Source organism: Micromonospora sp. NPDC049101 (assembly GCF_040648675.1).
In the GTDB taxonomy this organism is placed as follows: domain Bacteria; phylum Actinomycetota; class Actinomycetes; order Mycobacteriales; family Micromonosporaceae; genus Micromonospora.
This window is the reverse complement of sequence record NZ_JBEZED010000016.1, coordinates 64,520-86,396: the sequence shown is the minus strand read 5'-3', so window position 1 is coordinate 86,396 and position 21,877 is coordinate 64,520. Positions and strand designations below refer to the sequence as shown.

The window sequence follows — 21,877 nt, the reverse complement described above, 5'->3', positions numbered from 1 at the left end:
GCTCCGGGGCGGCGGTTGCGTTGACGTGCTCTTGCCGGGGCGGCGGTTGCCGCTGACGTGCTCTCGCCGGGGCGGCGGTTGCCGCTGACGTGCCGGGCCTGGTCGCGCTGATGTCGGTGTGGCCGGGTCCGCGCGGTGACGCTGCTCGGCGCGGGCGGGCTTGACGTCAGCTCGACCGGGTAGGCGCGCCGGGTGGGGCCTCCTTCCGGACGGGGACCCCGTCCGGAAGGAGGCCCGCGGTGCGGCTGACAGGCGTGTCCCGGGAGTCCGGCCGGACCGGCCTCTCCGTGCAGACCACGCTGCCCAACCCGAGCACCCGCCCGGGCCTGCGCCTGCCCGGGCGGGTGACCCTCGCGGCCGGCCCCGAGGACGTACTGGTGCGGCACATCCGGCTCGGCCTGGTCACCACCGTCGAACCGGACGACCCGGCGGCTCCCCGGCGTCTCGTGCAGTTCCACCAACTACCGATCGCCGGCCGCTTCGTCGTGCCGGCCGGTCGACGGCGGGCTGTCGACTTCGCGCTGCCGCTGCCGTGGGAGACCCCGGTGACCATCTTCGGCGGGGTGCCGCTGCTGAGCCTGCGGATGGGTCTGCGCACCGAGGTGTCCCTCGATCCCGATCTCGACCAGGGGGCCATGGTGCCGGTCTTCGTGCATCCGCTCCCCACCCAGCAGCACGTGCTGGCGGCGCTGGACACGCTCGGTTTCCTGATCCGCCAGTCCGGCTTGCAGGAGGGCGGGTTGCCCGGGGTCGAGCACACCCTGCCGCTGCACCAGCGCTGGGGCTACTGGGTGGGACCCCTCTACGCCGGCCCGATCACCGAGCTGGAGGTGATCTTCGTGACCAACTCGGCGGGTCTGGAGGCGATCCTCTGGATGGATCGCCGACTGGCGCTGGCCGGCATCACCCACCAGAGCATCAGCCGGTTCCGGATCTGGCACACGGACACCGACCGGCGGGACTGGGTCGCCACCGTCGACGGCTGGATCCGCCAGGCGATCAACAGGCACGCCGCCGCTGCCGCCCAGGCCGACTGGTCCGCGCAGATCGCCGGGTCCGCCCACGTCAGTCGCCACCCCGACGAGCCGGTCCAGTCCGGCTACGGCCTGGGCGGCACCGCCGGCGGCGCCGGCGTAGGAGGAGGAGGCTCCGGCGGCGACGGAACCTAACCCACCCACCCACCCACCCCCACCCCCGCCCCCCGCGGTTGATCATGGGGTTATAGTCCCGACACGCCGGGGCGAGTGGCTATAACCCCATGATCAACGCGGGGCCGGCCGGCGCGGGGCGGGCCAGCGCGGGGCCGGCCAACGCGGGGCGGGCCAGCGCGGGGCCGGGCGCTGGGGGGTCAGCCGGCGCTGGCGGTGGCTAGTTTGAGGCTGAAGGCCAGGAAGAGGGCTGCCACGGCGGTGGTGCCGCCGGCGGCCAGTCGGCGGCGTTGGCGGAACTGTGTGGCGAGGAAGGTGCCCGCGAAGATCAACGCGGTGAGGTAGAGCGCGCTCGTCACCTGGGCGATCAGCCCGAGCAGCAGGAACGACAACGCCGGCCAGGCGTAGCCGGGGTCGACGAACTGGATGAAGAACGAGATGAAGAACAGGATCGCCTTCGGGTTCAGCAGGCTGATCACCAGCGCCTTGCGGAACGGGCTGCGCAGCGCCGCCGGCTCCGCGGCGTCGATGAGCCGCGGCGTGCTCGGGTCGTTGCGGTCGCGCCAGCGCCGCACGGCGCCGAGCAGCATGGTCAACCCGACATAACCGAGGTACGCGGCGCCGGCGTACTTGATCACCAAGAACAGCGGGGGGTACGCCTTGAGCAGCGACGCCACTCCGGCGGCGGAGAGGACCATCAGCACCCCGTCGCCGACGAACACCCCACCGGCGGCCCGGTAGCCGACGGCGACGCCCCGTTTGGCCGCGGTGGAGAGCACGAAGAGTGAGTTCGGCCCGGGCAGCAGGATGATGGCCACGGTGCCCAGCACGTACGTCCAGATGTCGGTGATCCCCAGCACGCCCGCCATCATCACGCCACCGGTGCCGTCCGCAGAAGTTTTTCTCGCAGCCTGGCCTGTGCGTTCGGCCACTCGTCGACGGTCATCGCGTACTGCACGGTGTCCCGCCAGGAGCCGTCCGGGCGTTGCCGGTGCATCCGCAGCACCCCTTCCCGGGTGGCGCCGAGCCGTTCGATGGCCGCCTGGGAGCGGACGTTGCGGATGTCGGTGTGCCAGACGACCCGGACCGCGCCCAGGTCGTCGAAGGCCCGGCTGAGCAGCAGTAACTTCGCCTCGGTGTTGATCCCGGTACGCCACCAGGGCCGGCCGAGGAAGGTGTGCCCGATCCCCACCGACCGCCGCTGGGGGTCGATCTCGTAGTAGGACGTGCTGCCGACCACGGCCCCGGTCGCCGCGCAGCGCTGCACCCAGGCCACCCGCTCGCCGTGGTGCTGGGCGGCCAGGGCGGTGTTGATCACCTCGGCGGTATCGGCGGGCGCGGTGGGCGGCGCGACGCTGAGGTGCCGCCAGACCTCCGCGTCCGCCGTGGCGGCGTGCAACTCGTCGGTGTGCGCCAACTCCAGTGGCTCCAGCCGGACGTGCTCGCCGCGCAGCGGCACGGGGTCGTGCCAGGGCGTGCGGGCCGTCCGCAGGTACGCCGGCAGTGGTGCGGTGACCCCGGCGTCCGGCTCGGGTTGCCCGGCGGTCATCCGCAGCGGCAGCACGCCGGCCCAGTGCGGCAGGTCCAGGTCGGCCTCGTCCTCGCGGACCCCGCCGCTGCGGGTCCGGACGGACACCTCGTGCAGGGGCAGCGCCAGCACGGCGGTCTCGGCCAACTCGCGACGGCTGGGCGGGCGGGTGGCGGTGCTGCGTCCCGTGCCGACCTTTTCCACAAGCGCGGTGAGCATGGCGAGCTTCTCCCGCTCGTCGGTGACCAGTCGGGCGGTGCCGAGCGCGACGACCGAGCGGTAGTTGGCGCTGTGGTGGAACTGGGAGCGGGCGTAGACCAGGCCGTCGAGCACTGTCACCGTGACGCACACCTCCAGCCCGTCACCCCGGGCCGCGAGCAGCGGACGGCTGCCGGTGGAGCCGTGCAGGTAGAGCGTGTCGCCGATGCGGACGTGCAGGGTGGGCAGCACCCGCGGCTGGCCGTCGACGGCGAAGCCGAACGCGCAGTGGTACGCCTCGTCGAGCACCGCGTGGGCGGCGGCCCGGTCGTAGCTCATCTTGTCGCGGGAACGGTGGGGTGTGGTCCGGGCGGTGGGTGGGTACATGCGCTCGCCCCTTTGTTCTAGTACAATCTCTTGTTTGTGTCAGCACACTATCAGCTCACCGGTACGACGGCCGTCGAGATTTCGGCCAGCATCGAGTCCGGCATCCGTACGGATGCCCTACCGCCGGGTGCCGCCCTGCCGCCCGTGCGGGTGCTCGCCGCCGAGTTGGGCGTCAGTCCCGCCACCGTCGCCCGCGCGTACCAGGATCTGCGCCAGCGCGGCCTGCTCGCCACCGCCGGGCGGCACGGCACCCGGGTGCGTCCGCGTCCCCCGGTGGCCGCCCGGCGCTCGGCGCTGCGTCCTCCGCCGTTGCCCGGCGCCCGTGACCTGTCCCGAGGCGAACCCGACCCCCGGCTGCTCCCCCCGCTCGGCCCGCACCTGGCGGCCCTCGCCGCCGACAACGGTCCGTCGATCGGCTACTCCGACGCCGGGGTGCTGCCGGAACTTGCCGAGGAGGCTCGCCTCCGGCTGGGCGCCGACGGCGTACCGACCGGGGAGCTCACCCTCACCGGCGGCGCGTTGGACGGCATCGAACGGCTGCTCGGCGCACACCTGCGCCCCGGTGACGCGGTGGCGGTGGAGGACCCGGGCTGGGCCAACCTGCTCGACCTGGTCGCCGCGCTGGGGCTGCGCCCGATCGGCGTACCGCTGGACGACGAGGGTCCTCTGGTGGCCGGGGTGGCCGCCGCACTGGCCGCCGGGGCGCGGGCGCTGGTGGTCACCAGCCGGGCGCAGAACCCGACCGGCGCCGCCGTCTCCGCCGCCCGCGCCGGCGCGCTGCGAGCGCTGCTCGCCGGCCGTCGGGACCTGCTGTTGATCGAGGACGACCACGCCGCGGAGTTGGCCCGCGTACCCCTGCACCCGCTGGCTGGGGCGACGTCGAGCTGGGCCTTCGTGCGCTCGGTGAGCAAGCCGTTCGGCCCGGACCTGCGGCTCGCGGTGCTGGTCGGCGACGAGACCACGGTGGCCCGGGTGACCGGCCGCACCCGGGTCGGCGCCGGCTGGGTCTCCACCGTGTTGCAGCGGCTGGTGCTCGCCCTCTGGCAGGATCCGGCGGTCACCGAGCAGGTGCGGCGGGCGGCGCTGAGCTACGAGCAGCGGCGTGCGGGGCTGCTGGCCGCACTGGCCGCGCACGGTCTGACCGCGCACGGCCGCAGCGGCATCAACGTCTGGCTGCCCGTGGCGGACGAGACAAGCGTGGTCACCGCGCTGCGCGATGCCGGCTGGGCGGTGGCGCCCGGCGCCCTCTACCGGATCGCCGCGCCTCCCGCGGTGCGCATCTGCGTCAGCCCACTGACCACCGAGGATCTGGCCCCCCTGGCGGCAGCCCTGGCCGAAGCCCAGAACCCCACCCCACCCCAGGGCTTCCAGACCTAGCCCGCCCCGCCCTCCGCCCCCCGCGATCTTTCTGTCGCCTTTATGTCGATCAACACGGCAGTTGTCCGGGCAGAAAGTGCAGGATCGCGGGGATTCGGGGCGGGTGAGGCGGGTATGCGGGGCGCCGGAGGTGGGGTCATGGCTTCAGGTGGGGCACGTAAGGGAGTCTGGATCGCGGTCGCGGTGGCGATCATCATCATCATTATCGTGCTGATCGCCATCGCTTCTGGTGGGGATGGCGGCGGTAACGGGTACTGACGCGGGTGCGGCTCCTCGTGTCGCGGCACCGCGCCGAGGACGTACCCGGCACCGGGCAACCAACGGGTATATAACAGTCGGCATGGCCGAGCAGACCGGGAGCGCTCCGGGCGCCCAGCGGTTCATCCCGCCCGACGCCGACACCATCGACGACCTGCGCACCGCGGCCGGTGGCTGCCGCGGCTGTGAGCTGTACCGGGACGCCTCGCAGACGGTCTTCGGCCGGGGCGACGAGAGCGCCCGGGTGGTGCTGGTCGGCGAGCAACCCGGCGACATGGAGGACCAGAAGGGGCTGCCCTTCGTCGGCCCGGCCGGACGCCTGCTGCGCCGCGCGGTCGACGACGCCGGGCTGGACCCGAGTCATCTCTACCTCACAAATGCCGTCGCGTTGTTTGGGGGATGTTCAAACCCGTAAGATCCTCGCCCATGAGTGTCAGCAACGGAACGTTTGCGCAGGGTATGAGGCTAGTCGGGGCTGTCCGACTGTCTCGCCACCGAGGGGAGGCGGACCCCACCACCAGCCCGGAGCGGCAAGAGGGGAACATCGAAGCGGAGGCCCGCAACCGGGGCGGGACGATCGTCGGGTGGGCCAAAGACCTGGACGTGTCGGCTATCAAGCTGTCGCCGTTCAGCCGTCCCAAGCTCGGGGCGTGGCTGCGGCCGGACCGTGTAAACGACTTTGACGGGTTGGTGTGGTCCCGGCTAGACCGGGCCGTGCGGTCGATGGCTGACCTTCACACCCTCGCCCAGTGGGCCACCACTCACCGGAAGGTCCTGATCTTCGTCAACGGCCCCGGTGGTGGGTCGATGGCCCTGGACATGCGGGCCGGGCCCCTTGACCCGATCCCGCACCTGATCGTCACCATTCTTGCGTTCGCTGCGCAGATGGAAGCTCAAGCGATCACCGAGCGAATCCGGGAAAGTAAGGCGTACCTTCGGCAAGCTGGCCGATGGTCCGGGGGCATGTACCCGTATCACCTGATCCCTGTACGTGAGGGCAACGGGTGGGTGTTGGCGGACAACCCCGACACCATCCCGGTCATGGAAGACATCATTAGTCGGGCCATGCGGAAGCAGAGCAAGCAAAGCATTGCGGCGTACCTGAACAAGCAAGAGATCCTGTCCCCCCGCGATTACCGGCATACGATGCTAGGTCGTCTCTGCGTCGCCCCGGTTGCTGGGAAGGTGGAGGAAATCGGAGAGTACGACGAGATTGCCGGCAAGGGTTTGAAGATTGCCCCGGATGAGGGCGGCGACCCTCAGCTAGTTCGGCTGTTTCCCGTTCACGGTGAGTGGGCGGTAAAGGTGGGGGATCACGTCGAGTCCGGCCAGCGGTTGACGCTGCCGCTTCTATGGAACGCGCAAAACATCAAACACATGCTCACGTCCCGGGTGCTGCTAGGCGAAACCACCTATGAGGGAAAGCCCGTGTTGGGGCCGGACGGCATGCCGATTAAGCGGGCTAATCCGAGGATGAACCGCGAGGATTTCGCCAAGCTGCAAATCATTCTTGAGCAAGCGGGAGCGTCGCACATGGGGCAGCGTTCGTCGGGTGCGTCCCTACTGTTGGACACTGGGCATTGCCCGCTGTGTGGTGAGGGGCTGAATTTCCGGGCCCAAAGCGAGCGGTACAAGTATTACAACTGCCGTAGTTCGTGGGGGGTGAACAAGCGGCAGAGCAAGGAGGAACGGTGCAAAGCCAAAGCGATGGATGCCCCTACGCTTGAGCGCATTGTCGAAAAGTTGTTGATGGCTAACGTTGGGGACCTGAAAGTCTTGACCCCTGTCACGATGCCCAAAGAAGACCACCGGGACGAGTTGCAGGCTGCGTCGGAAGCCTTGACGGACCTCATCAACCGTTCCGCCGGTAAGGGTGAGGCTGTGCGGGCTATCTACGGCGCTCAGATTGCGGCGCTTGAGGAAAAGGTAACCGCGCTGTCTGCGCTCCCGGTGCACGCGGAAAAGGTTGTGTTCCGGGAGACGGGGAAGACGTACCGGCAGCTTTGGGAAGAGTCCGACCGGGATGAGCGCCGCCGGCTACTGCTGGAATCCGGCGTACGGGTGGAGGCTCGCCGCATCCTGGACGGCAAGCTACGCCCCGGGGACCGGCGAGGTACGGCGGAGTACAGCCCCGGCTATCGGTTCGGGCTGTTTGAGCGGCCGGAGCGTTACGATCAGGCCGTAGCCCTCACGATTGAAGACGGGGTGCAGGTGGCCGTCTACCTGCCCAACGACCTTCACGAACGGGCCGGGGGCGTAGCGGGGGTGCCTCTCGGGTACGCGCTGCCTGAAACCCTGTTCTAGCAGGCATGACGGGGCCCCTGACGCTACGGCGCGGGGGCCCCTACCCGTGGGTATGGCAACCTCTTTCAGCCCTGGCTTAACGTGACCCGGGCCACTTTCTGAGGCCGCGGAACCGGGCGCAACCCCTCTGACCTGCGGAAACGTCCGTTAGGGTTGCCTAGCTCACTGAGTGTCGATCATCCAAACGGCTAGGTTTAGTGTACGGTCGTTGCTTAGGTCGGTACCGGGTTTACAAGCAAACGGACACTAGGGCACACTAAACCTTGACACATTCCGATGTGCCCATGGAAAGGACACATGGATCATGGCTGCGCCGCAGATCCTCCCCAGCAACACAGAGCTAGCCAAGCTCCGGTTCAACGGGTGGACGTACGCGAAAATCGCCCTGTTTTACGGGGTGAGTGAGCAGGCCGTCTACATGCGTCTTCGTAAGGCTAACCTCACGAAGAAGACGCCGGGTTTTAAGGATCTGATCCCGTGGCGGGTAAAGAAAGAGCACGACCACGCCCCACCCAATCAAATGCTGCGGCTGTTGGGTCGGCTTGAGCGTGGGGACGTGCTTCTGCCCGTGAAGCAACGTTCCCTCAATCTGTGGCTGGCAGACCTCAAAGAAGCGGACGTAGTTGTCTGCTACAACCCCGACCAGCCGCCCAACCCGGCTAGCCCGAAGTCCGGCGGTTTCTACTACTCCCGCCGCCGACCCGAGGACGGAGAGAGCCTGATCCGGGTTGACGAGGGAGCGGAACTGCGGGTGTAACCAATAATTCGGACAGCAAGACAGACAGGGGCCCTCCGGGGCCCTTTCTGCTTGTCCGCAGCGTTTACACGGTTTGGCGTGCCTGTTGGGGGATGCTAAGGTCTGTACAGAACGAACGAGGGGAACGGCCCGGCCCGGACGGCACATCTGAGCAGGGATCGAACCCCTTAAGTTAGCCCTTCAAGGTTTGGTCTGTAAGCTTTAGGAGCCCCCGCGTGACCTCTGCCTGTGACACCAACCCTGACCGCTGGATGAGCGACGAACCGGCGGACATTGAGGCCGCGAAGTTTGGTTGTGAGGAATGCCCCCTGTCCCGTTTCAAAGCCTGCCAGGCTGAGGGGTGGAAGCATGAGTTTGGGGTGTTCGGCGGATTGAGCCACCACGACCGGAAGGCGCTTAACGCGCTGCGGTACGCCACGACGGTTAAGGCGCTCAACAACGATGCTGACCGTACGGACCGGCAGATCATGGCCGATCGGTTGGCCGCGAAGGTCGCTGAGGTAAGCGCCGCTCAGGAAATGGGCGGGAAATCGCCCCGGGAGCAGGCCATGGTACTGGTCGGTAACGGTCTGTCGAGCCGGGAAGTTGCGGACTCGTTGGGTGTTAACGCTGCCACTGTCCGGTATTGGAAGTCTCAAAATCGGACGGACCAGGCCGCATAAGCCGGGCAGCGTTGCAGGTCAGACAACCGTTACCCGCCGGCTAGGTGATCTAGGTCACTTGTTGCCGGTTCGTGAACACACTTAAGGCCCCGTTAAGATCGGCCCGTCACCCGGTGATCCCCGTTCAGCCCCCGACTCTGAGGGCTGTTTGAAACTCCCGGGTTAGTAACAAAAAAAGGGAGCAAGGCCAAAAGTGGATACCAACATGATGGTTCGCAATCATCCTGAGCTGTTGGCGCGTGCGTTCGACCTGCTAGACGAGGGGATTACCGACCACCTCCGAGACATGGACATTCTTGTTGATGTCCCGGACGTGATGACCGTTGTTCGTATGCACTTCTACACGGGCACCGGCTATGAGGCGATTCATTCGACCGCGTGTGAGTCCGACGACTACGCCGCTGCTACGGCCATCCTGAGCAAAACCAACATCATTCGCTGTGAGCCGTACGGCTTCAACCTGAGCGGCTATACGCAGATGCGTTCGCTGTTCTGGGAGCTACGCACCGCCCACGGCTGATAGTCCACTAAAACCGGGCCCTGTTGGGGCCCGTTACACTTGCCCTGATGGTTTGGTCTGTACGGTTAGGGAGGTGAGCGAAACGGTAACCCACCGGAGCGTTAGTCAGTTGTCGACGTTCAGCAAATGCGGTGAGCAGTACCGGTTAGAGAAGGTCGCACGGGCCCCCGGTCGCCCGGCAGCCTGGTTCCACATGGGGACCGCGTTTCACAGCGCTGCCGAGATGTGGGAGAAGAATTTCCGGCAAGACTTCCCCGGGGACATCATCGACTTCTACACGGCGGAGTATGACCGGCTGATTGCCGCCGACATGGAGCGAGAGCCCGACCTTTCCCGGTGGATGACCGGGGGTCGGACACGGGCGGAAGACGACATAGCCCGTAGGCGCGTCAGAGGCGCTGAACAAGTCCAGGGGTACATGGACTATGCCCTAGCTGATCCGGGCCGCGTATGGACCGACCAGGACGGTTTGCCGGCCCTTGAAACTGAGTTCCGGCTAGACCTGGATGGCGTGGAAGTCGTCGGGTTCATTGACTGCCTGTGGCAGTACGGAACGGGCGAGGTTGGCCCTCGGGACTGGAAGACGGGAACCAAGCTGCCGGACTGGCCCCTACAGCTAGGGGTGTACCGGATTGCCATACAGGAGCTATTCGGGTTCCTGCCGACGTGGGGTGACTTCTACATGTGCAAGAACAACGCACCTGTTGCCCCTGTCGACCTAACACGGTTCACCCACGAATGGGTCACCAGGCAGTTTCACAACCTGGAAAACGGCATTCAGGCAGGAGTGTTCCTGCCTAACCCCGGTGATGGCTGCCGCACCTGCGGCGTAGCCGAACACTGCACCGCCGTTGGCAACCCTGCCAGCGAATACGCACCATCCCCCATCCCTCAGGAGGTTTAAACGCTATGACGTTCAACGCGCTTAACGTTGGTGACAAGGTAAAGATTCGTGACAACGCGGTTGCCGACAACCGGCACCGTATCGGTGACATTGGCATTGTCGTTGAGGTCAACTCCGGTTCGCTCAACCCGTACACGGTGGAGATTCCGACCCGGGGCCGTGGTGTCTACACCCGCCGGGAGCTTGACCGGGTGCCGACGTTCAAGGTCGGTGACCGGGTGCGCTACACCGCGAAGCACCCCGACACCCGTGATACCAGCATGAAGGGCATGATCGGCACCGTTCGCAAGCTGGACAGCGCTAACAACATCCGCGTTTTCTGGGATGTGACGCAGTACGAGCAGGGTCATTTCCCGGAGAACCTTGAAGTTGTGTCCGCCGACGTCAACACGATTTCTACCCCTCAGCGTTTCATGAAGGATGAGCGGGTGGAGTACACCGCCGGCTCGGGGTATTACGCGCCGGAGCGTATCGGCAAGCGGGGAACCGTTCTGGTTGACCAGCCGGTAAACGGTGAGTCTGTGCGAGTCGTGTTCGATGGCGACCTCACCTCTAAGGGCTGCCTGGCCCCCAACCTCAAGCGGCTTGACGCTAAGCGGGGTGACGCTCTGCGGGCCACCGCCAAGAAGCTTGAGCAGGATGCTTCCGGCATTGGCGACGAAATCGCCAAGCTCAGTGCTAAGCGGGTTCGGATGAACAACGAGGTTGGCACGCTGCGGGCTGCCGCCGCGATTCTCGACGCTGCCTGACCAACAACCAATAGGAGGTACACCCCTTGACTGATACCCGCGATGATTTCGTTATCTCGTTCAAGCCGCACGGTGGTTACGACTCGCCGCTGATCGTCGTGAAGGGCAGCACGGCCGCCGACGTGTTCGACAAGATGAAGAGTCTTGAGGCGTCCGGCGTCACGGCGGAGATTGGCACCTTTGACGCTGCCCTCAAGGCTGCGTTCACCCTCGGGGGTGGGTTGGGTGCCACCCCGGTTGCACACCCCTCCACGGTGCCCGCTACCGGCTACGCCCCTGCGGCCCCTGCCGCGCCGGCTGCCGCCCCTGCTGGTCCGCCTCCGGGCGCGGTAGCACCGAGCTGCCCGCACGGCGTCAAGGCTTTCAAGACTGCCCCGCCGGCCAGCGGCAAGACCTGGAAGGCGTGGATGTGCCCGGCCCCCAAGGGAACCCCGGGCCAGTGCCCGCCGGAGTGGATGAAGTAACCCCCTTTTTTTGATCCGCAAGGTTTGGTCTGTAAACGTAGGGCCGGTGGCAACGATGACCGCCGGCCCTTTTTGATGGGGAGGGGCGTTAATGGAGGATTGGAAGCCGGTAGGCGAGTTTCCGAACTACGATGTTTCGTCTCACGGACGTGTCCGCAACTCGAACACCGGTCGGATTCTGCGCGGTGCGCGGAACCCTGCGAGTGGATACGTCCAATTCTGGCCCTACAGCGACGGGCGGGCGCACGCCCGATACGCGCATGTATTGGTGGCTGCCGCGTTCTACGGGGAAAAGCCCGCCGGGTTTGAGGTTGACCACATCGACGGGGACCGCGAGAACAACCGACGTTCCAATCTTCGTTACCTCACCAGCAGGGAAAACCGCCTACAGTGCGGAAGGCGGAAGCGAAACCCGAATGTGACGGAAGACGAGCGGGCGGAAGTGCTCGCCCTGGTCGCCCGGGGCGTGCCCATGACAGCGATTGCCGCGAAGCTCGGGCGACACTGGCGCACCATTCACCGTGTCGTCAAGGATGCACGCATGCGGGGTGCCCTTGCTGACGCTAACTAGAGCCAAGCTGTCCCGGGGGAGCGCGGGTGAACCCCTCCCCACCGTCTTTAAGAGCCTGTCTGCCGAGGGAATCCATTTCCGGCGTGGACAGCTCACCTTGATTGCCGCAGCCCCCGGCGTCGGTAAGTCCGTAGCTGCCCTAACGGTGGCCCTCAAGTCCGCGTGTCCCGGCTATTACGCGTCTGCCGATACGGACGCCTTCACAATGTATTTGAGAGCCGGGGCAATGGTTACCGGCTGGAAGACTCATGAGATTGAAACCGCCGTGGAGCATGACAACACGGCGCACATGGACACGTTGCTTGAAAAGCGTTCCGATGTGCGGATGGACTTCGCCGGGCGGATCGAGCTGGATTCGCTGGAAGCCGACTTGAAGGCGTACGCCATGACCTACGGGGAGTGGCCGCACTTTATCGTCGTGGACAACATCAGCAACATGGAATCGGAGGGGGAGGGATACCAGGCTTTAGAGGCGTCGTGCGACTACTTGCACGAACTAGGCCGCGAGACTGGCGCAGCGATTATCGCCCTTCACCACGTAACGGGGGAGTACGACGACGGAACCAAACCCGTTCCCCTGTCGGGACTCAGGGGCAAGATTTCCAAGGTGCCGGAAATGATCCTCACGCTTCACCGCAACGAGGATTCCTCTCGCCTGTTCGTCACCCCGGTTAAGAACCGGACCGGCAAGAACGCGGCTAACGCCAATTGGAACATTCCCCTTGAGTACGACCCGAGCCGTATGCGGCTAGCCGACCTTGCGCCGGCAGCGCCGGCCCCGGGTGCGTAGCTGTGTCGTCTGCTCAGGTGAGTTGACCGGCAACCAACGGAAATACGACTCCGAGGAATGCCGCAAGAAACAGGGCCGGGCGGACTGGATAGCGAACACGTACGGCATCACCCTTGAAGAGTGGGCCCTGATTTGGGCCCAACAAGGGGAGTGCTGTGCCATCTGCAAGCGCAAGCCCCGCGTCAAGGATGACGGGACGGAAGAAACCTTCCACCTTGACCATGAGCACAGGATCAAACAGGCGGGCCCCGTTCGGGGCATCCTCTGCCCCTATTGCAATACCCGGCTGGTGGGCCGGCTCAAGTCCGCTGAACGGGCGCAAGCCCTAGCCGACTATCTCCACCAACCCCCGGCGGTAATCGCCCTCGGGCGGGTGGTCATTGCCCCCGGCAGACCACCAAAGAAGCGCAGAGTAACACGACGACGACGGGCCTAGCTGTTGGCTGATGATAAGGTCTGTACATACAGAAAGGGGGCACGGAATGAGCGACGAAGAAAAGCCCCCGATTGACAGAATCCTTGAGCACTACGGCGCATCTTCCGTGCCCTCTAGCGGCGGATGGCGGCGTATGCGCTGCCCCTTCCAAGAGGCCGACCGGAACCCGTCAGCGTCCGTGAACACGACCATTGGCCGCTTTAAGTGCTTCTCTTGCGGCATCAATGAGGACGCATACGGATTAGTCCTCTGGAAGGGAGACGCAAATGACTTCCCTAGTGCCAAGCAATTCATCCAAGAGCTTTATGGGCGAAGCTATGGAGACGTATTACCAGACACTCAAAACGGAGGCGGGAAGCGCCGCCGTGGAGTATTTGAAGAGTCGGGCCCTGTCCGGGGCCAGCGGTCAATCTTTCAGACTCGGGTACGTCGCAAACCCCTTACCGGGGCATGAGCAATACACGGGGATGTTGTGCGTTCCGTACATCACCCGATCCGGGGTTGTCACCCTGAGATTCCGGGCCCTGCCCGACCCCAACCCGGAGCACGACCCGAGCGACCCTGAATCGGCCGAATACCTGCCCATCATGGGCCCGAAGTACAAAAGCGTTCCCGGTGAAATGCCACGCCTCTACAACACCCCCGACCTTGACCGGCGGGAACCGTTCGTGTGCATCACTGAGGGCGAATTTGACGCGATGATCGCCCACCAGGCCGGACTGCCGGCCGTAGCGATCCCCGGGGTTAACGGCTGGTCCGATTGGTGGGGCCGGTGCTTCAAAGGCTATGAGGCCGTTTACATCCTCTCCGACAACGACCCGCTTAAAAAGAAAGTCAACTGCCGCCCCTGTGCTGATGAGGGGTTGCAGGAATGCAAGGGGCATAACGTCGGTGCGGAGTCCGCCGAAAAGCTGGCAGCGAAAATCACTAACGCCCGAGTCGTGATGATGCCCCCCGGGCATGATGTCAATTCCTTTGTCAAGGCTGAGGGCCCGGACGCCCTGGTTGCCAAGATTGGAGTCAAGCTGTGAGGTTCAAGGTTGGCGATACCGTACGGATTCTCAAGTGGCCGGTTAACGGCCATAAGGTCGGCGACGTTGGCACTATCGCAGAGCTGACCGAAGATGGCGACAAGGGCTACATGGTTTCGGTTCCCGGCAATTACGGCTACGGCTGGTATGAGGATTGGGAGCTTGAGGCCGCCGCCCCTCCCCTTGTGCCCACGTTGCTGCCCCTGGTCCCGGAGGGTATGAGCCCTGACGACCTGGCCGCGTACGTCGGCAACTTCGTCCAGGCCGCACAGACGCGAATCCTCGGGGTGGGTGCCGATCAGTACGCCCGAGGTGGCCGGCAGCTTTTTGAGGACATGACGGCTACCGCCCTAATCGACATGGCGCGGGAAGAGGCGCAAGACCTAGCCGTTTACGCGGCAATGGTTGACATTCGGCTTGCCCGCATGGCGGAAGCCTTCAAGCGACAGGAGTCCGCTAATGCGTAACCCGTTCCGCCGCAACACGGTAGACGTTCCGGTCACTGTCGAGCCGGAACCGCCGGCCATCGTCGTTGACAGCGTGGAAATGGCCCTTCCGATTCGCAAGCTGTCCGCCCTGTTTATCGAACAGGGGTGGATGGTCGCCCTTGACGGCAAGCACCCCAAAGAGGCAACCCCGGGGCGTATTAGCGCCATCCTCGCCGGCCACATTGAGGAAATGATGGCCGACCCTGACACGTTCTACACCGCCGGCTATCGGTTCCTCAGCATGCGGGATAAGGATTTCCCCGATGACCTAGACCTTTACCTGTACGTGGGTCGCGCCACGACTAGCCCGGAGGTGACTAATTGAGTGACTTTCCCTCGTTCCCGAAGATCCCCCGTCTTCACCGGCAGGCCGTCATAACCGAAAAGGTCGACGGTACTAACGGGCTGATCGACATTGAGCGGGTTGCGTTCGGCACCGGGGTTGACAACCCCCCCGGCGTTTACACGGTGGGCGATTACGAGTCGCCGCTAGGTGAGGACGGAATGCCCCGGCATGAGTTCCGCATCCGGGCCGGAAGCCGCAACCGCTGGCTTGCCCCTGGTGCCGACAACCACGGCTTTTCCGCGTGGGTCGACGCGCACGCTGTAGAGCTTTCTAAGCTCGGTCCGGGCCGGCACTACGGGGAATGGTGGGGCAAGGGAATCCAACGCGGCTACGGGGCCCCTGACAAGGCTTTCGCCTTGTTCAACGTTGCCCGCTGGTTTGACGGCAGCCTTGAGGATGGCGAGGAATACCGCAAGGTGTTCCCGAAGGCGGGCCCCTGCCCCGAGGTGGTCACCACCGTTCCCGTGCTGTGGCACGGCAACGCCAACGTCATTACTCACGCCGTTCAAACCGCCCTTACGACGCTCACCCGATTCGGGTCTGTGCTTGCCCCCGGCTTTATGCAACCCGAGGGGTTGATGGTCTACCACGTTGCCGGAGGCCATTACTACAAGGTTCTTATTGATGGCGACGCCCATCCGAAGGGAGTTGCCGCGTGACTGAACGAATCGTGATCCTGCCGGATACACAGTTTCCGCTACACGACCCGATCCTGACAAAGAAGTTGGCTGAGTTCATTTGGGATTACCAGCCTGACGCCGTTGCCCACGTTGGGGACCTCACCGACTCTTCCGAGCTAGGCCGTTGGGTCCGAGGATTGCGGGGGCAATTCACCGGAGGGCTTGAGGGTGGCTTTCGGGCCACCCGCGATTGGCTCGCCTACATCCGCAAGGGTTATGACGGACCGTTTCATCTGTCCCGGGCCAACCACGACGACAGGTTAGAGAACGCGATTGAGCGTTACCTACCGGAGCTTGCCGGACTCACCATCCGGGGCCACGTCCTGAACATTGAGAACGCCCTAGATTTCGACGGGTTCGGAGTGACCTACCACCGGGACTACTACGAGCTTGCCCCGGGCTGGTTGCTCACCCACGGGGATTGGGGGAGCTTGTCGAGCATCCCCGGTAACACTGCCCTGTTGCAGGCCCGACAGCTTGGCAAGTCGGTTGTCTGCGGGCACACCCACCGGGCCGGGCTGGTAGCCGGCCCCCTGACCTCTAACCACCAGTCGCTAGAGGTTATGGGAATGGAGGTGGGGCACGCCATGGATCACCGGCAGGCGACTTACCTCAAGGGCGGTAAGAATTCCTGGCATCACGCTTTCGGCATCCTGCGGGTTGAGCGAGGCAACAAGAAGCGAGCCCGGGTGTACCCCGAGGTTGTCATGGTCGCGTCTGATTATTCCTTCATGGTGGACGGTCAGCGTTGGCGGTAATTGACTGGCAGGGCATGAAAGCCCTTGAGGGCAAACAAGTTCGGGTGACCATCAATCGTGACCCCCTGGTCACGACGGAGGGTGAGTTAGTGAGCCTGGACGAATTCGGGGAGGCAGCCCTTAAGAAGCCGGACGGCAGGGTTTTGTGTTCCTGGCCGGCGCTGGAAATGGAGGATCTGACGTGACTAACCGCATGGATGAGATTGTTAAGGTTCTGCCGATTGTTGAGCGGGTCGCCAAGGATGCCCACTACGCGTACGGGCTGCCGGAGGATGAGGCGTACGGCCTGCTGTCCCTGGAAGTGGTGGAGCGGGCACGCGAATACCTGATTCTGCACACTGAGGGACAGTCGGGTTTGATTGAGCGACGTTTGATGAACGTTGCCGCTGTGCATGCCCGAGCTGATCGGGTAATCCGCATCCACGAAAACGACCAGTATTACTACGATCCCGAGTATGTGCGGCTGTTCCTGCCGTTCTTCTTCTCCTACGAGGATTGGCCGGCTGGTCCGACGAACGACGACAGTCAAGCCGAATACCGGACGGCGGAAGCCCTGGACACGGCCCTTGACATTAAGGGCGCATGGGAACGCCTCAAGGATTGGCAAGCGCGGATCATCTGTGAGCGGCACCTAGGGCAGCCGAACGCGGACGGCGGGGTTGATTGGGATGCAATCGCTGACGCCGTGGGCCGAAAGAACGGCAAGAGTGCCCGTGAGGCATACAGTTCCGCAACCCGTGAGTTGACTGTCGAGATGAACACCGCACGGGAACGACGGGACCGGAACCACAACGGGCCCGGTGGCCGCAAGGCATTCAGTAACGCGCGGGCGGCAGCCGTCATTTCTGCTGGCAAGTAAGTTTAGTCTGTATGGTTTAGCACCCCTTGGAGGTTCTTTTAATGCGTATCGACTTCACCGGCGTTTCTTACCTGACCATCGTTGCCGTTGTCCTGTTCGCCCTGTTCCTCAACCTGGCGCTTGCCGCTGTGATCGCTGCCGTTATCGCGTTCGTCTTCGGGCTGGCATTCCTTAAGGTGTGGGCCGTTACCTGGCTGGTGCTGGTCGTTCTCGGCTGGCTCGCCAACTAACCCCCACCCCATCCCGAGCGTGTTTAAACGGTGTCGGGTCCACCCCTCCGGGGGTGGGCCCGCCCATGAAAGGAGCACTTGTTGACTGAGCCGAATTGGGGCCCCACGGGCGAGACTGTTTTTGCCAGAACCTACAGCCGGACTAAGCCGGACGGCAGTAGGGAAACGTGGGCGGACACGGTTAACCGCGTCGTTGAGGGCAACCTAGGGCTTGTCTACGGTCCGCCCGAGAAGTGGACCCCCGAGGTTCACGCCGAGTCGGCAGAGTTGCGGGACGTTATTTACAACTTCCGCATTCTGCCCGCTGGTCGGCACCTGTGGGCCAGTGGCGTTCCTGGTCGGCAGTACCTTTACAACTGCCATGTTGTCGGCTGGTCGGAAAAGCTGTCCGACCACTACCATTTTTCATTCTCTCGCCTCATGGAGGGCGGGGGAGTGGGCAGCAACTACAGCACCCACTACCTGACCGGCTACGGGGCCCCTCGTCGGCAGCTCCGCACCCACATTGTGTGCGACCCGGCGCACCAGGATTACGCCAAGATGCAAGCCGCCGGCTTGCTGTCTTCGGAGTATTCGCATGAGTGGGCGGGTGCCTACCCGGTAGAAGACTCCCGGGAGGGTTGGGCTGCCGCCCTGGTGGACTTGCTGGACACTGCCATGACGGACGAGGCGGTACGGCACGCCAACAGGGTCTATGACGTGTCCCGGGTGCGTCCCGAGGGTGCACCCCTCCGCACGTTTGGGGGCACCGCTTCCGGCCCCCTGCCGTTCGCCCGAATGATGGAAAACATCTGCCGAATCCTCAACGGCGTTGACAGGGGGGTCGGTCACCTCACCCCGCTTGAGGCTATGGAGATTGACCACGAAATCGGGGCGTGCGTTGTTGCCGGTGGCAACCGGCGTTCCGCCCGAATGTCTATGGTTCATTGGGCTGACCCGTACGTTATGAAGTTCATTGACGCCAAGAGCGACCCTAGTAAGCACTGGACTACGAACGTGTCTGTCGAGATTGACAAGCATTTCGTAAGCCACCTCAACCAGATTGCCCACGGTGCGCCGGCTACCGGGAAGAGGGCGCACGCCAACCGGGTACACCAAGCCGTTGTTACCGGCATGCTCACCAACGGGGAGCCTGGCTACTGGAATAGCTCCCTGAGCAACGAAGGGGAGGTTAACCGGGTAGTCGCTACGAATCCTTGCGGGGAAATCGCCCTGCCCGATCGGGGCGCGTGTGTGTTGGGGCATGTGAACCTGGACGCGTTCAACACGGGCCCGCATGAGGCGGATTGGGACGCCATGATGACGGCCCATAAGCTCATGACCCGCTTTTTGATTCGGGCCACCTACGGGGACATGAACGACCCGCGACAGCGCGAAGTGATGGAGAGTGAGCGGCGTATCGGCGTGGGGCATTTTGGCGTACAGGGCTTTTTCGCCAAGATGGGTGTCCCCTTTACCGAGGTCCCCGAAAAGGTCTGGACTGCCGACCTGTTGCGGAAGCTGTACCGCACTGTCCGGGCGGAAGCCCGCGAGTATGCGTTTGCTCTGCGCATCCCTGAGCCGGTGAAGGTTACAACGGTGGCACCCACGGGCACGATCGCCAAGCTTGCTGGACGTACGGAGGGCATCCACCCCGTGTACGCCCGTAGGTTCATCCGCCGGGTTCGCTTCTCCGAGGTCGACGCAGACCAGTGGGCAACCGTGATGCGGCTTGCTGCCGCCGGCCATGTCGTCGAGCGGGACCAGGCCGCCGCGAACACTTGGGTTGTTGAGTTCCCGACGATTGAGAGCCTGGTCGCTGAGGTCGACGCGTTGGGCATGGACCCTGACGAGCTGGTGCAGTCGGCGGATGAGATCGGACTCCGGGACATGCTGGCTTTCCAGGCGTTCTACCAGGAGCACTACGCGGATAACGCCGTGTCGTTCACGGTCAACGTTGCGGCGGAGCCCCACCAGGCCGCCGCGCTAGCTGCGGGTGGCTTCACCCCTCCGGCCCCTACGCCGGAGCGTGTAAACGAGGTGGCCGCAGAGTTGGCCCGTTGGCTGCCCCGTATCAAGGGAACAACCCTGATGATCGATGGCAGCCGCCCTCAGGCCCCGTACGAGCGGCTTACTGAGGATCAGTGGGCGGAGATCACCGCCCCTACCTCTGTCGCTGACAGCGTGGACGAGGAATGCGCTACCGGCGCATGCCCCATTAAGTAACTAACCGTAGGCGCCTGGTAGCCCGCGGCCCTGTTGGTCGATGTTAAGGTCTGTACGGTTAGAGCGGCGGGGGTCGGACGTTCCCTGAGTGGCCCGGCCCCCGTTCTGCCGCCCCTTTCTCCCCATCCCAAACCCGGGAGGTTTTTGCATGCGCGTAACCCCTATTGCTCACACCCTGATTGACTGGAATGCGATTAGCGAAGTCATCCCCGATACCCGATTCTTCACGGAAGCAAGCGCAGAGTTTGACGTCGAAGACATGGACCACTTGGGGGAATTCTGCGGGCGAGCCTGCTACAAAGCGTGGGAGCGGAAGAACCCCGACACGGCCACTACCGCCGGCTACCTCGCCCACATTTTGGATGAGGGACATTTCAGCGTCCTAGAACACGCCTCCGTCACGTTCTACGTGACCGATGTTTCTCGGGCCCTACTGTTGGAGTTGGAGCGGCACCGATTCCTCAGCTTCTCCGTTGAGTCTCAGCGCTACGTGGATCAGGTGAAGAGTCACCCCAACCCGGTTATCCCTCCGGCGCTGGCAGCCGTTCCGGCTTCCGGGCCGTATTCGGCCCTGATGATGCACTACGCGGATTCGCTAACCTACTACGAAGACGCCGTGTCGTATCTGATGGCCCGGGGCTACAACCGGAAGGAATCCCGGGAAGCCGCGCGGGCGTTCCTGCCGAACGCCACCCCGGTTGACTTTGTGGTCACCGGCAACCTTCGGTGCTGGCGGGATGTTCTCGGCAAGCGGTACCACGTCCAGGCGGACGCAGAGATCAGGGAGTTTGCAACCGAGGTGTTGACCCACCTCCGGCGCATTGCCCCGCTGTCCGTCCAGGACATCCCGGGGGTGCCCTTTGCGTGATCCCAAAGGCGTACTTGGCTTGACAGCCGCTATGGCCCTGCTGGTTGCGGTTTCCGTTGGGATTGCGGCCTGTGACGAGACTCCGGCTTGTGCCGCTCCGCCGGCCCCCCGCCCGGCCCCTGCCGCGCCGCGTGTGTCGGTTCCCCGGCCCGCCCCTGCGGCCCCTCGGGTGCAGACCCCCCGGCAGCCGGTGAGTAAGCCGACTGTGTACCGCACTGAGTACCGCAACAACGTTCCGGTACTGATCCCGATCCCGGTCGATTACGACGATGACAACGGGGATTGCGATTGAGGCGGGTTCTCATTACGGGTTCCCGTGACTGGCAAGACTCTCGGGTCATTGGGAATGCGTTGCTGGATGTTCGGGACTCCCTGGATTGGACCGGGCATGACGGCCAGGCCGTGACGCTGGTATCCGGGGTCTGCCCCACCGGGGCGGACTACATGGCGGAGCTATTCGCGCTAGACCTCCGCTGGACTATCGAGCGCCACCCTGCCGACTGGAAAGCCCACGGCAAACGGGCCGGCTACATACGGAACGCACGCATGGTGAACCTTGGCGCTGATCTGTGCCTTGCGTTCATCCGCAATGGCTCCCGTGGTGCCTCCATGACAGCCGACATGGCACGACGGGCAGGAATTCAAACATGGATCTATAGGGAGGTGGTTGCATGAAACTCAACCTGATTATCACTGGTGACAGTTACGCGGACATTATGGAGAAGTGCCACGCCGAGTGTGTGCGGTTCTACGGTGAGCTGCCGTACCGAATCGTCAAGAGTGCGTATGACGGCAGCCAGGGCCGTTACGACAACGCCAGCGGGGCCATCCTCGGTTTCCAGTTCAGCATGGTTGCCGAGTTGATCCCCTGATCCGGCTTGGCTGGGATGACTATTTCCTAGCTATCGCTGGCACGGTCGCCCTGAGGGCGGATTGCTCCCGCCGCCAGGTTGGCGCGGTAGTCGTCCGTGACAACCGGATCGTGTCCACCGGCTACAACGGTGCTCCCCCTGGTGGCCCGAGCTGCCTCCGGGGGGAGTGCCCCCGGGGACTGTCCAGCGTCGAGCCGGGAAGCTCGTACGACACGGGGCCCGGTTCCTGCGTAGCGGTACACGCTGAGGGCAATGCGATCTTGTACGCGGGCCGGGATGGTTGCCTAGGGTCAACGCTGTACGTCACCGATGAACCCTGCGAAGGGTGCACAAAGCTGATCAGAGCGGCAGGAATCTCACGCGTAGTGTGGTCTGACCGATCGGTCAACTGACGTGCTAATCTGGCGTCGGAACCGCACGCAGCCAGTTTTTCCCTTGCTGGCTACGTTCCTTGCTGACACCTGGAAGGTTCCACGGGGTCCCCGGT

The 21,877-nt window shown here is 64.3% G+C and carries 27 protein-coding genes and 2 pseudogenes; 27 read left to right on the top strand and 2 right to left on the bottom strand.

The window, feature by feature from the left end; translation table 11 throughout:
• The first annotated feature begins 239 nt into the window (after nt 1–239).
• On the top strand, nt 240–1,169 hold the full coding sequence (locus tag AB0B57_RS22580) for a sporulation protein (RefSeq protein WP_357073016.1): 930 nt from the start codon (nt 240–242) through the stop codon (nt 1,167–1,169).
• Nucleotides 1,170–1,348: 179 nt separating this feature from the next.
• On the opposite strand, the gene leuE is transcribed toward AB0B57_RS22580, so the two are convergent.
• The gene (leuE, locus tag AB0B57_RS22575; protein WP_357073013.1) at nt 1,349–2,020 is read right to left on the bottom strand and encodes a leucine efflux protein LeuE; all 672 of its coding nucleotides are present in this window, start codon (nt 2,018–2,020) and stop codon (nt 1,349–1,351) included.
• Nucleotides 2,020–3,261 (bottom strand): bifunctional pyridoxamine 5'-phosphate oxidase family protein/GNAT family N-acetyltransferase, encoded by a 1,242-nt coding sequence (locus tag AB0B57_RS22570; protein ID WP_357073010.1) that lies wholly within the window; start codon nt 3,259–3,261, stop codon nt 2,020–2,022. The genes leuE and AB0B57_RS22570 overlap by 1 nt, the downstream gene beginning before the upstream one ends.
• A 36-nt stretch (nt 3,262–3,297) precedes the next feature.
• Between AB0B57_RS22570 and AB0B57_RS22565 the strand changes: the two genes are divergently transcribed.
• From AB0B57_RS22565 to AB0B57_RS22440, 26 genes and pseudogenes are all read left to right on the top strand, one after another.
• On the top strand, nt 3,298–4,638 hold the full coding sequence (locus AB0B57_RS22565; protein WP_357073007.1) for an aminotransferase class I/II-fold pyridoxal phosphate-dependent enzyme: 1,341 nt from the start codon (nt 3,298–3,300) through the stop codon (nt 4,636–4,638).
• Nucleotides 4,639–4,978: 340 nt separating this feature from the next.
• Nucleotides 4,979–5,281, top strand: a pseudogene (locus tag AB0B57_RS22560) (uracil-DNA glycosylase family protein); the annotation flags it as partial.
• Nucleotides 5,282–5,322: 41 nt separating this feature from the next.
• Nucleotides 5,323–7,200 carry a recombinase family protein gene (locus AB0B57_RS22555; RefSeq protein ID WP_357073004.1) on the top strand — a complete coding sequence of 626 codons (1,878 nt, stop codon included), beginning with the start codon at nt 5,323–5,325 and terminating at the stop codon, nt 7,198–7,200.
• 304 nt (nt 7,201–7,504) lie between these two features.
• A complete protein-coding gene (locus tag AB0B57_RS22550) occupies nt 7,505–7,957 on the top strand; it encodes a hypothetical protein (RefSeq protein ID WP_357073001.1) in 453 nt (150 codons plus the stop codon).
• A 215-nt stretch (nt 7,958–8,172) separates the two neighbouring features.
• Nucleotides 8,173–8,619, top strand: a complete 447-nt coding sequence (locus AB0B57_RS22545) for a WhiB family transcriptional regulator (RefSeq protein ID WP_357072998.1) — start codon at nt 8,173–8,175, stop codon at nt 8,617–8,619.
• A gap of 193 nt (nt 8,620–8,812) precedes the next feature.
• Nucleotides 8,813–9,139: a hypothetical protein gene (locus AB0B57_RS22540; RefSeq protein WP_357072995.1), complete on the top strand. Its 327-nt coding sequence runs from the start codon at nt 8,813–8,815 to the stop codon at nt 9,137–9,139.
• A gap of 73 nt (nt 9,140–9,212) precedes the next feature.
• Entirely contained in the window at nt 9,213–10,043 is an 831-nt protein-coding gene (locus tag AB0B57_RS22535; protein ID WP_357072992.1) for a PD-(D/E)XK nuclease family protein, read from the top strand.
• Nucleotides 10,044–10,048: 5 nt separating this feature from the next.
• The gene (locus AB0B57_RS22530; RefSeq protein WP_357072989.1) at nt 10,049–10,792 is read left to right on the top strand and encodes a hypothetical protein; all 744 of its coding nucleotides are present in this window, start codon (nt 10,049–10,051) and stop codon (nt 10,790–10,792) included.
• A 26-nt stretch (nt 10,793–10,818) separates the two neighbouring features.
• On the top strand, nt 10,819–11,256 hold the full coding sequence (locus AB0B57_RS22525; RefSeq protein ID WP_357072986.1) for a hypothetical protein: 438 nt from the start codon (nt 10,819–10,821) through the stop codon (nt 11,254–11,256).
• A 91-nt stretch (nt 11,257–11,347) separates the two neighbouring features.
• The gene (locus AB0B57_RS22520) at nt 11,348–11,827 is read left to right on the top strand and encodes an HNH endonuclease (RefSeq protein ID WP_357072983.1); all 480 of its coding nucleotides are present in this window, start codon (nt 11,348–11,350) and stop codon (nt 11,825–11,827) included.
• Nucleotides 11,790–12,617, top strand: a complete 828-nt coding sequence (locus AB0B57_RS22515) for a DnaB-like helicase C-terminal domain-containing protein (protein ID WP_357073267.1) — start codon at nt 11,790–11,792, stop codon at nt 12,615–12,617. Before AB0B57_RS22520 ends, AB0B57_RS22515 begins: the two co-directional genes overlap by 38 nt.
• Complete coding sequence (locus tag AB0B57_RS22510; protein WP_357072980.1) at nt 12,610–13,053, top strand: endonuclease domain-containing protein; 444 nt, start codon at nt 12,610–12,612, stop codon at nt 13,051–13,053. The genes AB0B57_RS22515 and AB0B57_RS22510 overlap by 8 nt, the downstream gene beginning before the upstream one ends.
• A 10-nt stretch (nt 13,054–13,063) precedes the next feature.
• Nucleotides 13,064–13,285, top strand: a pseudogene (locus AB0B57_RS22505) (hypothetical protein); the annotation flags it as partial.
• A 34-nt stretch (nt 13,286–13,319) separates the two neighbouring features.
• Entirely contained in the window at nt 13,320–14,084 is a 765-nt protein-coding gene (locus AB0B57_RS22500; RefSeq protein WP_357072977.1) for a toprim domain-containing protein, read from the top strand.
• On the top strand, nt 14,081–14,551 hold the full coding sequence (locus AB0B57_RS22495; RefSeq protein WP_357072974.1) for a hypothetical protein: 471 nt from the start codon (nt 14,081–14,083) through the stop codon (nt 14,549–14,551). The genes AB0B57_RS22500 and AB0B57_RS22495 overlap by 4 nt, the downstream gene beginning before the upstream one ends.
• Nucleotides 14,544–14,897 (top strand): hypothetical protein, encoded by a 354-nt coding sequence (locus AB0B57_RS22490; protein WP_357072971.1) that lies wholly within the window; start codon nt 14,544–14,546, stop codon nt 14,895–14,897. Before AB0B57_RS22495 ends, AB0B57_RS22490 begins: the two co-directional genes overlap by 8 nt.
• Nucleotides 14,894–15,577, top strand: coding sequence for an RNA ligase family protein (locus tag AB0B57_RS22485; RefSeq protein ID WP_357072968.1), 684 nt, complete (start codon nt 14,894–14,896; stop codon nt 15,575–15,577). The genes AB0B57_RS22490 and AB0B57_RS22485 overlap by 4 nt, the downstream gene beginning before the upstream one ends.
• Complete coding sequence (locus AB0B57_RS22480) at nt 15,574–16,356, top strand: hypothetical protein (protein WP_357072965.1); 783 nt, start codon at nt 15,574–15,576, stop codon at nt 16,354–16,356. Before AB0B57_RS22485 ends, AB0B57_RS22480 begins: the two co-directional genes overlap by 4 nt.
• Nucleotides 16,347–16,541, top strand: a complete 195-nt coding sequence (locus AB0B57_RS22475; RefSeq protein WP_357072962.1) for a hypothetical protein — start codon at nt 16,347–16,349, stop codon at nt 16,539–16,541. The genes AB0B57_RS22480 and AB0B57_RS22475 overlap by 10 nt, the downstream gene beginning before the upstream one ends.
• The gene (locus AB0B57_RS22470) at nt 16,538–17,215 is read left to right on the top strand and encodes a hypothetical protein (RefSeq protein ID WP_357072959.1); all 678 of its coding nucleotides are present in this window, start codon (nt 16,538–16,540) and stop codon (nt 17,213–17,215) included. The genes AB0B57_RS22475 and AB0B57_RS22470 overlap by 4 nt, the downstream gene beginning before the upstream one ends.
• A gap of 41 nt (nt 17,216–17,256) precedes the next feature.
• Nucleotides 17,257–17,445 carry a hypothetical protein gene (locus tag AB0B57_RS22465; RefSeq protein WP_357072956.1) on the top strand — a complete coding sequence of 63 codons (189 nt, stop codon included), beginning with the start codon at nt 17,257–17,259 and terminating at the stop codon, nt 17,443–17,445.
• An 81-nt stretch (nt 17,446–17,526) separates the two neighbouring features.
• Complete coding sequence (nrdJ, locus tag AB0B57_RS22460; protein WP_357072953.1) at nt 17,527–19,650, top strand: ribonucleoside-triphosphate reductase, adenosylcobalamin-dependent; 2,124 nt, start codon at nt 17,527–17,529, stop codon at nt 19,648–19,650.
• Between the two features lie 148 nt (nt 19,651–19,798).
• Entirely contained in the window at nt 19,799–20,518 is a 720-nt protein-coding gene (gene thyX / locus AB0B57_RS22455; protein WP_357072950.1) for an FAD-dependent thymidylate synthase, read from the top strand.
• 282 nt (nt 20,519–20,800) lie between these two features.
• The gene (locus AB0B57_RS22450) at nt 20,801–21,193 is read left to right on the top strand and encodes an SLOG family protein (RefSeq protein WP_357072947.1); all 393 of its coding nucleotides are present in this window, start codon (nt 20,801–20,803) and stop codon (nt 21,191–21,193) included.
• The gene (locus AB0B57_RS22445; RefSeq protein WP_357072944.1) at nt 21,190–21,390 is read left to right on the top strand and encodes a hypothetical protein; all 201 of its coding nucleotides are present in this window, start codon (nt 21,190–21,192) and stop codon (nt 21,388–21,390) included. Before AB0B57_RS22450 ends, AB0B57_RS22445 begins: the two co-directional genes overlap by 4 nt.
• Complete coding sequence (locus AB0B57_RS22440) at nt 21,387–21,782, top strand: deaminase (protein ID WP_357073265.1); 396 nt, start codon at nt 21,387–21,389, stop codon at nt 21,780–21,782. The genes AB0B57_RS22445 and AB0B57_RS22440 overlap by 4 nt, the downstream gene beginning before the upstream one ends.
• Nucleotides 21,783–21,877 lie beyond the last annotated feature (95 nt).

Bases quoted from the DNA above. Each gene is read 5' to 3' on its own strand.
- AB0B57_RS22530 (WP_357072989.1), top strand. From the start codon at position 10,049: ATGACGTTCAACGCGCTTAACGTTGGTGACAAGGTAAAGATTCGTGAC.
- AB0B57_RS22555 (WP_357073004.1), top strand. From the start codon at position 5,323: ATGAGTGTCAGCAACGGAACGTTTGCGCAGGGTATGAGGCTAGTCGGG.
- AB0B57_RS22515 (WP_357073267.1), top strand. From the start codon at position 11,790: ATGCACGCATGCGGGGTGCCCTTGCTGACGCTAACTAGAGCCAAGCTG.
- AB0B57_RS22465 (WP_357072956.1), top strand. From the start codon at position 17,257: ATGCGTATCGACTTCACCGGCGTTTCTTACCTGACCATCGTTGCCGTT.
- AB0B57_RS22500 (WP_357072977.1), top strand. From the start codon at position 13,320: ATGACTTCCCTAGTGCCAAGCAATTCATCCAAGAGCTTTATGGGCGAA.
- AB0B57_RS22570 (WP_357073010.1), bottom strand. From the start codon at position 3,261: ATGTACCCACCCACCGCCCGGACCACACCCCACCGTTCCCGCGACAAG.
- AB0B57_RS22445 (WP_357072944.1), top strand. From the start codon at position 21,190: ATGAAACTCAACCTGATTATCACTGGTGACAGTTACGCGGACATTATG.
- leuE (WP_357073013.1), bottom strand. From the start codon at position 2,020: ATGATGGCGGGCGTGCTGGGGATCACCGACATCTGGACGTACGTGCTG.
- thyX (WP_357072950.1), top strand. From the start codon at position 19,799: ATGCGCGTAACCCCTATTGCTCACACCCTGATTGACTGGAATGCGATT.
- AB0B57_RS22490 (WP_357072971.1), top strand. From the start codon at position 14,544: ATGCGTAACCCGTTCCGCCGCAACACGGTAGACGTTCCGGTCACTGTC.
- AB0B57_RS22550 (WP_357073001.1), top strand. From the start codon at position 7,505: ATGGCTGCGCCGCAGATCCTCCCCAGCAACACAGAGCTAGCCAAGCTC.
- AB0B57_RS22520 (WP_357072983.1), top strand. From the start codon at position 11,348: ATGGAGGATTGGAAGCCGGTAGGCGAGTTTCCGAACTACGATGTTTCG.